Raw genomic sequence first — 9,123 nt, 5'->3', positions numbered from 1 at the left:
GCGATCTCTAAAAAATCAGCTTTACTTTCCCGTAAACAAGAATTATCAAATGCTTTACAAAATATGCTTGATAAAAATGAGATAGAAAAAATCATGTTCAAATACGGAATCACGCCACAATAAGATCATTAAGGAAAATATCAGGAACATACAAACCTTTAATATTTTACGTTATTTATTTATTTATTTATTTATTTATTTATTTATTTATTTATTTATTTATTTATTTATTTATTTATTTATTTATTTATTTATTTCAAGATGTTGCCGTTCTAACGATGGCAAAGCATATGCCCGCACTTAATAAGGCAGGCTACCCTCACATCATTGTAGCTTTCTAAAATTTAGATGTTTTTATGTTTTTTCTGAAAAACAATATCTGCTAAAAACATTAAGTCTCGTTGTCTAAGTATTTTAAAAAACCATGAACTTCCATGTAAAATAGTTTTCCACGCTGTGAAATAATACCTTTATATTTTAATTTTTTAATGCTCGTTTGTATTTTAGATGATGTGATTTTAATGTTTGACGTAACAGATAATTTACTCAGACTCGCTTCTGTGTATGTTCTATCTTTGTTACTCAAAATAAAATGTAATATAACCTTATCTGTTTTATTTAACGATTGACTCATTCTTTCAAAGTTCCCATCAACAATAATGAGATCTGAAATAAATTCTATCGCCTCAACCAAATTTTCTTTATTTGCTAATAAAAACATGCGCTATCACTGTGTGCGAGTAGCGCATATCATGATTTATCTCGTAATTACAAATTCCTGCTAAAAGATAAACCACGTAGACATGATATTACGCAATTACACTCGTTGCTTACGGCGTGCAACGCCAAAGCCAAGTAATGCCAAGCCTAATAATGCAAAACTAGCAGGCTCAGGTATTGATGCGGAAAATGTACCAGGCCCTGTTTCAGACACTTTAAGGACCATATCATCGAAATCTATATCTCCCCCAGCCCCGCCATCATTAAAGAATAGGTAGGCAAAACTAAGGCCATTTACATCGATTTGCATGTCACTGATAAAGAAATTTAGAGCATCATTTCTACTGTTCATACCGTTTTCTGCCGATGTTTTACCGACACAACCATTTACTACGCCTTCAACACAGTTAGCCACAAATTCAAAACCGAATGCTTCGCCCGCATCTTCATTAGAATACGTTCTAGTTACAGTGTCACCAGAATTATAAGAACTGCCATCATTATCAACGAATAATAAATTAGGTCCATCAAGAGGATTTGTAGCAAAATTACCACCATCACCTAATGAATTAGGAAATTTATCTGCAAATGCCACATTGTCAAAGCCTGATTCAGAGCCTACTAAGGTCCATGTTAAATCAAAAGTGTCAGCACCATTACCTGTAAATAGAATATTTGCCCCCCACCAACCATTTATGTCTGCCGATGGTCCGCTTCCTATTGGGAGCGGATTATAGTTACCACTAATAAAATCAGACAAAGCCCCTTGAGTAGCACCAGTGGTATCAATTTCTAAAATGGGTAGCGCGTTAGCACTAAATACTGATGCTAGGGTAATTGCAGCCGCCATCGTTGTTAGTTTATTCATAAAAAAATTCTCCTAGTAACAAATAAATTATCAAATGGAAGGTGCTTCCCTATCTTAAACCAATACGAGTTGGCCTACACCTCTTTTGATATTGTATATACGCAAGAATAACACCAACATTTAAAATGTATATTTTTCAATACGTTATTTTTAAAATGGACAAGTTTAATAATATTTTGTAAAATTTTTCGACACTTAAGTTCTATCAAGGAGTGATCCATTGAATCCGTGTGTAAAATTACCAAGATACATGTAAAGTGTTTTAGGCTCTTTTGAAAAATGAGTGATAGATAATATTTATCACATCCAAACGGTAAATGGAGCGATGCTCATTTTAAAGATTGGATTGATGTAAAAAGGCGAGGAGTTGCAACAAAGTACTTGTCGCATTATCTTGCTTGGTTCAGGGAACGTCGCTCAAACCCTAATTATCAGCAAATTTTACAATTTGCATATGGGGACAACAATAAAATGGAACAGCGCCTATAATTTATATTAAACACAAAAAAACCGCGACAAGCGCGGTTTTGGACGTAAGACGTTAGTCTCGCCTGTTATTAATAGGTCGCAGTTATAAAGCGTTAGCTGTTTCCACGATGTTGTTAACCGTGAAACCAAACATCTCAAATAGCTCGCCTGCAGGTGCAGATTCGCCAAAGGTTGTCATGCCGATAACCGCGCCATTTAGGCCAACGTACTTGTACCAGTAATCAGCAATACCTGCTTCAATAGCAACACGTTTAGTCACGCTAGCGGGTAATACAGACTCTTTATAATCAGCAGATTGAAGTTCAAACTGCTCAGTACAAGGAATTGATACAACACGTACCGCTTTACCTTGAGTCGTTAATTCAGCAGCCGCATCAACTGCCAATTGCACTTCTGAACCCGTTGCAATTAGAATAATCTCAGCAGGTGTTGCAGAGTCCACTAACACATAACCCCCTTTAGCAACGTCAGCTAATTGCTGCGTGTCACGGGCTTGTGGTTTTAGGTTTTGACGACTGAAGATTAATGAACTTGGTGCATCAAACGATTCGATGGCAAATTTCCACGCAACAGCAGACTCAACAGAGTCACACGGACGCCATGTGTTCATGTTGGGTGTTAAACGCAAGCTAGCAATTTGCTCAACTGGTTGATGTGTTGGACCATCTTCACCCAAACCGATGGAGTCATGGGTAAAGACTTGAATTGAACGCAATTTCATTAGTGCAGACATACGTAGTGCATTACGTGAGTATTCCATAAACATCAGGAATGTTGCGCCGTAAGGGGCAAAACCACGATGCAATGTAATACCGTTAATAATTGCCGTCATTGCAAATTCACGTACACCGTAATGGATGTAGTTACCAGAAGCATCGTCAGCAGTAATTGCTTTAGTCCCTGACCACATGGTTAAGTTAGAAGGTGCTAAATCTGCAGAGCCACCTAATAACTCAGGTAATAGCGCACCAAATACTTCGATACAGTTTTGTGATGCTTTACGTGTTGCGATGTTTGCTTGGTTTGCTTGTAAGTCAGTGATATAAGCAGACGTTTTCTCTTCCCAGTTAGCAGGTAGTTCGTTGCTAATACGACGTTTGTATTCCGCAGCAAGTTCTGGGTAAGCCGTTGCGTAGGCAACAAATTTCTCATCCCAAGATTTCTCAGCAGCTTGACCTTGCTCTTTATTGTCCCAACCCGCATAAACATCAGCAGGAATTTCAAAATCACCGTAATTCCAACCTAACGCTTTACGTGTCGCGATAATTTCGTCTGCACCTAGTGGAGCGCCGTGACAGTCATGTGTACCTTGTTTTGCAGGAGAGCCAAAACCGATGATTGTTTTACAACAAATCATGGTTGGTTTGGTTGTTTCCGCTTTGCCGGCGATGATAGCCGCTTTAATCTCTTCAGGATTATGCCCATCAACAGAAATCACATGCCAACCGTATGCTTTGAAACGAGCTGGGGTATCGTCTGTAAACCAACCATCCACGTCACCATCGATAGAGATACCGTTGTCATCCCAAAATGCGATCAGTTTACCCAATCCTAATGTACCCGCTAATGAACAGGCTTCGTGCGAGATACCTTCCATTAAACAACCATCACCTAAAAATGTGTAAGTGTAATGATCAACAATCTCATGGCCTTCTTTGTTAAAAGTAGCGGCTAACGTTTTTTCAGCAATCGCCATACCAATCGCATTAGTGAGACCTTGACCGAGTGGGCCCGTGGTTGTTTCAACGCCCGGTGTGTAACCCAGCTCTGGATGACCTGGTGTTTTAGAGTGTAACTGACGGAAAGATTTAATATCATCAATTGAAAGGTCGTAACCCGTTAGGTGTAATAGCGAGTAGATAAGCATTGAGCCATGGCCGTTAGAAAGAATAAAACGGTCACGATCTGCCCACTCTGGGTTAGTCGGGTTATGCTTTAAAAAATCAGTCCACAATACTTGTGCAATATCAGCCATGCCCATTGGCGCGCCTGGGTGACCTGAATTAGATTTCTGAATGGCATCCATGCTTAAAGCACGAATGGCGTTAGCTAACTCTCGTCTTGGAAGTGTAGAACTTGAAGGCATAAAACTCTCCGATAGGGTTGTTGGTAAAAACAGCGATAATTTCGCGCGATTATCCCAAAGGTTGGGGGTAAGTTGCAATGAAAAAGTTACAATTTAGTCATATATTTTAACAAAATTAATATCAACAACTATATTAAAGAGATGAAACCGCCTGATGATACGATTAGCAAACTCTTACCACTGGTTTTAGTAAGCAGTTGTCTGAGTGTGGCAAGTGTTTATTCTTTTCGTTTTATCACCCTACCCCCCTTTTATTTGCAAATAAAAGGCTCAGTTATTACTTCGTACCCACCCTTATCGCAACCCCACTGTTGAAATTACTGTTTTATTTTTTTTCCTCGCACCTAAAATCAGGTTTGCCACATGTGGTGTTAGAATGTCATATCGGTTTAGGACGATTGCCTTTTTTAAACTTTCTATTTCAATTTTTAAGCGCCTCTGTTGCGCTATTGATGGGTTTTGCGATCGGTGCGATTTGACCTGCCGTGCATGTGCGCAAGTGTTGCTATCACCATTATGCTCGACACCCCGTTAATGACTATCCTATTTACCTACGAAACGATTATTTGCCAATTTCGCTGGCGCACTTTAGTACGAGTAATGTATCTACACTGTTTGGCCATGAGGTAGGTATCGCCCCATTTCATATCGACCTTATTCCCTTTGAACTCTCTTTTTCACTATTGTGGTTAATCTTACTGTTTGGACTAATGTGTGGATTGATCTCTGCCTTTTTCCTTAATAGCATTGATTTTTTCACTCCAAAAATTCGCATCAGTGATTGGAAAAAAATAATGATTGCAGGCGGCATTACCGCGCTATTTTCAACACTCTCCCCCGAAACTATTGGTTTAGGCTATCAATTACTGGCTCTGTTCCATTTTGCTGTTATCACCACTACAACCACTTAAATTACAAAGAGTTATGGATAAAGAGAATTAACGTAATCTCAACATTTACAAGGTGTAAGATGGAACAATAAAACCAGCAACATTGTGATGGAACAGAGCCCAATTATTACAGTCACTGCTTGATGAAAAACAGTGACTTAATGTATTGCTATTATGGTTTTTTATTCGCTTTGTAGGTTCAATGGCAGTGATTGCACTTGCGATTCCCGGAGCGCGTTGGGGCCAAGTTTGATTTTAGGGGCGTTAACAAGGGCTATTTTCAGCCAGTTATATCGATAGAAGCAACGCAAGTGTTTACTATCATTGGCATGGGCGCTTTGTTAGGCGCGGTATTACATGTGCCATTAGCAGGCATTTTATTTGTACTTGAAAGCACTAACGAGTTATCTCTGTTAGTGCTTGGTGTTATTGCCTCTTACAGCGTTTATTATCTGCATCGACGTTTGAGCAAACACAACAGTTTGATTGAGCTGTTGCTGTTTAGACAGAATGTGATTCTGCGTGATAGCCCCTCATTAAAGAAAAAGCGCCTTAACTCGCAGCTTTAACTATCTTCTCAAAATTACGCTCATCGCCACTTTCAAGCCAGGTGAGTTCTGTTTTCCAGCCGCGAAGCCATGTCATTTGGCGTTTAGCTAACTGGCGCGTTGCTACCACACCACGGAAAATCATCTCTTCATAGTCCATTTGTCCATCAAGGTATTCCCACATCTGGCGATAACCCACGCAGCGCATCGAGGGCAGATCTAAATGTAAGTCACCACGCGCACGTAACGTAACCACCTCTTGCTCAAAGCCAGCGGCTAACATCAGTTTAAAACGGCGTTCAATACGTGCATGCAAAACGGACTTTTCAACGGGTGCAATCGCAAATTGTTTGAAATTAAACGGCAACGGTTCACTTTTAGTTTGCGTTAATTCGGTCATGCTTTTGCCTGAAATACGGTAAACTTCAAGCGCACGTGAGAGTCGTTGTGGATCGTTCACATGGATGCGTTTTGCAGAAACAGGGTCAATCTCAGCCAACTGATCATGCAAAAATTGCCAACCCAACTGCTCAGCTTGTTTCTCTATCTCAACGCGAATGTCAGGATTTGCACTGGGTAGCGGTGATAAACCATCCACCAGCGCTTTGTAATAGAGCATTGTACCACCGACTAACAAAGGTGTTTTACCACGCGCAGCAATGTCATTCATCAAACGGATGGCTTCATCTCGAAAATCACCCGCAGAATAAGCCTGTAATGGATCGATAATATCCACTAATGCATGAGGTGCTTTTTGTAACTCTTCTGCCGTTGGTTTCGCCGTACCAATGTCCATGCCTTTATAAATAAGTGCAGAATCGACGCTGATAATTTCACAATGACACTCAGTCGCTAAACGGATAGCAAGATCTGTTTTCCCCGATGCAGTGGGTCCCATCAAAAACAATACGCTTGGAAAATTACTCATCTGAAAAACCTTTTAATAGAAGGGAGAGATCGGGTTTGATATACAGTGATGTTTGCTCGATAAGGGTCGGTGCTGAAAATTGTACTAAAAGCGCGTTAACGTCTGCCAGATCAAACTGTTTGTTGATGGTTAACTGTTTAACCACAAAAGCGCAAAAGGTAGCCACCTGAGACTCACTCATCGCAGTTTCAGCATCAACTAAATACTCAAATAATAGCGGTAATATTTTAGCAATCGGTGCTTGGCGCAATAATGACGGTACTTTACTGATGATCAGTTTATTTGCCAGTTTTTTAAAACTAAAACCAAGGCGTGTAAATAGTTCTGAAAAATCGTCACTGATTTTCAGGGCGGACTCATTCAACTCAATACGCACAGGTAATAACAGAGGTTGTGATATCACCTCACCATTTTGCCATGCATCAAACAGTTTCTTTTGGTTTAAATGCTCGGACAATACAGACAAAGAAATGAGTAACAACTCACTTTGCCCAGTCGTTTTAATTAAAACATGTTGATTTTTTATCAAACCAATCACTTCAAACCACTCTGTTTGAGCGCCATGTACTTGATCAACAACAGGCATCTGCATCAAGGGTGAATGTGCCTCACTGACAAAATCACAATAGGCATTGACCTGTTTATCATCTAAAGCGTTGGGTTTATAAACCGTTTGATAACGAGGTGATGTCACCCCCGTTGCATCTGACGTGGTGGGCTGGGTGATCGCCGATTGATGAACTTCAGGCTGATAACGATGCTCTGGCTGTTGATAAGACGCAGTAACAGACTCACTGTTTAATGTTTGTGAGAGTGTGCTAACGATATAATCGTGCACCCAACGTGCTTGATGAAAACGCACCTCATGTTTTGAAGGATGCACATTCACATCCACTTGATCGGCAGGGCAATTAATATAGATAACATAACCGGGAAATTGACCATCGGGCAGTAGTCGCGCATAAGCTTGTTTAATGGCGTGATTAACCAATCTATCGCGGATCATACGCCCGTTAATATAACAATATTGCACATCGCCTAATACGCGCGGTGAGAGTCTATCGGAGATCCAACCCGATATTTTCAGCTGGTTATTGCTGGTTAGGTCTTCACTTTCAAAAGCGAGCGCATTTTTAATAAAGTTTTCACTGCAAATCGCGGCCAGCCGTTTCTCTATCTGAATGTCTGTTTGTGCTGCGCGGTATTGCCTTATCACCTTGCCATTATGTTTCAGTATAAATGCTATTTCAAAAGAACTCAGGGCGATACGGCGGATCAATTCATCAATATGCTGAAATTCAGTTTTTTCTGTTTTTAAAAATCGTCGTCGCGCAGGAGTATTAAAAAACAGATCTAACACCTCCACGGTTGTCCCTTGCGGGTGAGCAGCGGGCTGAATATTCACCTGCATATCCCGTCCCTCGGCCATCGCTTGCCACGCCTGTTGCTGTGTTTCAGGTTTAGAGGTAAAGGTTAAACGCGAAACAGAGCTAATACTCGCCAAGGCTTCACCACGAAAACCAAGGCTAACAATCGCTTCTAAATCATCAAGATGGCTAATTTTACTGGTGGCATGACGACTCAGTGCTAAAGTCAGCTCTTCTTTGCACACCCCTTTGCCGTTATCTTTAATGCGAATACATTTTGCACCGCCCTTGTCGATATCTATCTCAATGCGTGTTGCACCTGCATCTAAGCTGTTTTCGATTAACTCTTTTACCACCGATGCGGGACGCTCTACCACCTCACCCGCTGCTATTTGATTAGCAAGGCGAGCAGGTAAAATTTGAATAGACATGGATAACCTAGAAATTAAGTGGTTGGAATAGTGAGTAACTGACCAATAGCCAGTGAGCTAGAGCGCAGTTTATTGATCGATTTAATCTGTGAAGTCGTTGTTCCATAACGCTTGGCAATAACAGAAAGTGATTCACCACTGCGCACTTTATGGGTGGTGAGTTTATTTGCACTTGCAGGTATTTTTATCTTCTGTCCAACGGCTAATGAGGTTGAACGTAACTTATTATGTTTTTTTAATACCAATGAACTAGTGCCATAACGGGCTGCAATAACAGAGAGCGACTCCCCACTGCGCACTTTATGCACCGTTGCTCTTGTTGTTGTGCTTTTCACTTTAGCCACATACCCATTGCTTGGAATTTTTATCTTCTGACCAATCGCAAGCGAAGTAGAACGTAGCTTGTTATAGCTTTTAAGTTCACTGGTGGTTTTACCGTATCGTTTGGCAATCACTGACAGAGATTCACCGCTACGCACTTTGTGTACTGTGGGTTTCGCTACTTTAACGGGCGCTTTGACCACTTGGCGAACCATTTGAGAAGCACTGTTTGGAATGTTAATTTTCTGCCCAATCGCCAATGACGTTGAACGTAGCTTGTTATAGCGTTTAAGTTCACTGGTGGTTTTACCGTATCGTTTGGCAATCACCGACAGAGATTCACCGCTACGCACTTTGTGTACTGTGGGTTTCGCTACTTTTACGGGTGCTTTGACCACTTGGCGAACCATTTGAGAAGCACTGTTTGGAATGTTAATTTTCTGCCCAATCGCCAATGAAGTAGAACGTAGCTTGT

8 protein-coding genes and 1 pseudogene are annotated in these 9,123 nt (G+C 40.7%); 3 read left to right on the top strand and 6 right to left on the bottom strand.

Annotated elements, in window-relative coordinates; translation table 11 throughout:
* Positions 1-391 precede the first annotated feature (391 nt).
* Together G322_RS0114920 and G322_RS0114915 are read right to left on the bottom strand one after the other, a co-directional pair.
* Positions 392-721: a hypothetical protein gene (locus tag G322_RS0114920; RefSeq protein ID WP_022942544.1), complete on the bottom strand. Its 330-nt coding sequence runs from the start codon at positions 719-721 to the stop codon at positions 392-394.
* A 96-nt stretch (positions 722-817) separates the two neighbouring features.
* Complete coding sequence (locus G322_RS0114915; protein ID WP_022942543.1) at positions 818-1,588, bottom strand: PEP-CTERM sorting domain-containing protein; 771 nt, start codon at positions 1,586-1,588, stop codon at positions 818-820.
* 283 nt (positions 1,589-1,871) lie between these two features.
* On the opposite strand from G322_RS0114915, the pseudogene G322_RS22915 reads away from it, so the two are divergent.
* Positions 1,872-2,077 (top strand): annotated as a pseudogene (locus tag G322_RS22915) (hypothetical protein); the annotation flags it as partial.
* An 82-nt stretch (positions 2,078-2,159) separates the two neighbouring features.
* On the opposite strand, the gene tkt reads toward G322_RS22915, so the two are convergent.
* Positions 2,160-4,163, bottom strand: coding sequence for a transketolase (gene tkt / locus G322_RS0114910; RefSeq protein ID WP_022942542.1), 2,004 nt, complete (start codon positions 4,161-4,163; stop codon positions 2,160-2,162).
* A 566-nt stretch (positions 4,164-4,729) separates the two neighbouring features.
* On the opposite strand from tkt, the gene G322_RS0114900 reads away from it, so the two are divergent.
* Positions 4,730-5,074 carry a chloride channel protein gene (locus G322_RS0114900; protein ID WP_022942540.1) on the top strand — a complete coding sequence of 115 codons (345 nt, stop codon included), beginning with the start codon at positions 4,730-4,732 and terminating at the stop codon, positions 5,072-5,074.
* A gap of 290 nt (positions 5,075-5,364) precedes the next feature.
* Positions 5,365-5,622, top strand: coding sequence for a chloride channel protein (locus G322_RS0114895; protein ID WP_022942539.1), 258 nt, complete (start codon positions 5,365-5,367; stop codon positions 5,620-5,622).
* Here G322_RS0114895 and miaA read toward each other — a convergent pair.
* The 3 genes from miaA to G322_RS0114880 form a co-directional block, all read right to left on the bottom strand.
* Complete coding sequence (gene miaA, locus G322_RS0114890) at positions 5,606-6,529, bottom strand: tRNA (adenosine(37)-N6)-dimethylallyltransferase MiaA (protein WP_022942538.1); 924 nt, start codon at positions 6,527-6,529, stop codon at positions 5,606-5,608. The genes G322_RS0114895 and miaA overlap by 17 nt on opposite strands.
* The gene (mutL, locus tag G322_RS0114885; protein ID WP_022942537.1) at positions 6,522-8,327 is read right to left on the bottom strand and encodes a DNA mismatch repair endonuclease MutL; all 1,806 of its coding nucleotides are present in this window, start codon (positions 8,325-8,327) and stop codon (positions 6,522-6,524) included. The genes miaA and mutL overlap by 8 nt, the downstream gene beginning before the upstream one ends.
* Positions 8,328-8,341: 14 nt before the next feature.
* The coding region (locus G322_RS0114880) for a LysM peptidoglycan-binding domain-containing protein (protein ID WP_022942536.1) at positions 8,342-9,123 on the bottom strand (782 nt) is incomplete at its 5' end.

Source organism: Psychromonas hadalis ATCC BAA-638 (genome assembly GCF_000420245.1).
GTDB classification, from domain to species: Bacteria; Pseudomonadota; Gammaproteobacteria; order Enterobacterales; family Psychromonadaceae; genus Psychromonas; species Psychromonas hadalis.
The sequence above is the reverse complement of the archived record's forward strand: the minus strand, read 5'-3'. Positions and strand labels throughout refer to the sequence as shown.

Excerpts from the sequence above, each read along its gene's own strand:
- G322_RS0114920 (WP_022942544.1), bottom strand. The coding sequence starts at position 721 with ATGTTTTTATTAGCAAATAAAGAAAATTTGGTTGAGGCGATAGAATTT.
- G322_RS0114915 (WP_022942543.1), bottom strand. The coding sequence starts at position 1,588 with ATGAATAAACTAACAACGATGGCGGCTGCAATTACCCTAGCATCAGTA.
- tkt (WP_022942542.1), bottom strand. The coding sequence starts at position 4,163 with ATGCCTTCAAGTTCTACACTTCCAAGACGAGAGTTAGCTAACGCCATT.
- miaA (WP_022942538.1), bottom strand. The coding sequence starts at position 6,529 with ATGAGTAATTTTCCAAGCGTATTGTTTTTGATGGGACCCACTGCATCG.
- mutL (WP_022942537.1), bottom strand. The coding sequence starts at position 8,327 with ATGTCTATTCAAATTTTACCTGCTCGCCTTGCTAATCAAATAGCAGCG.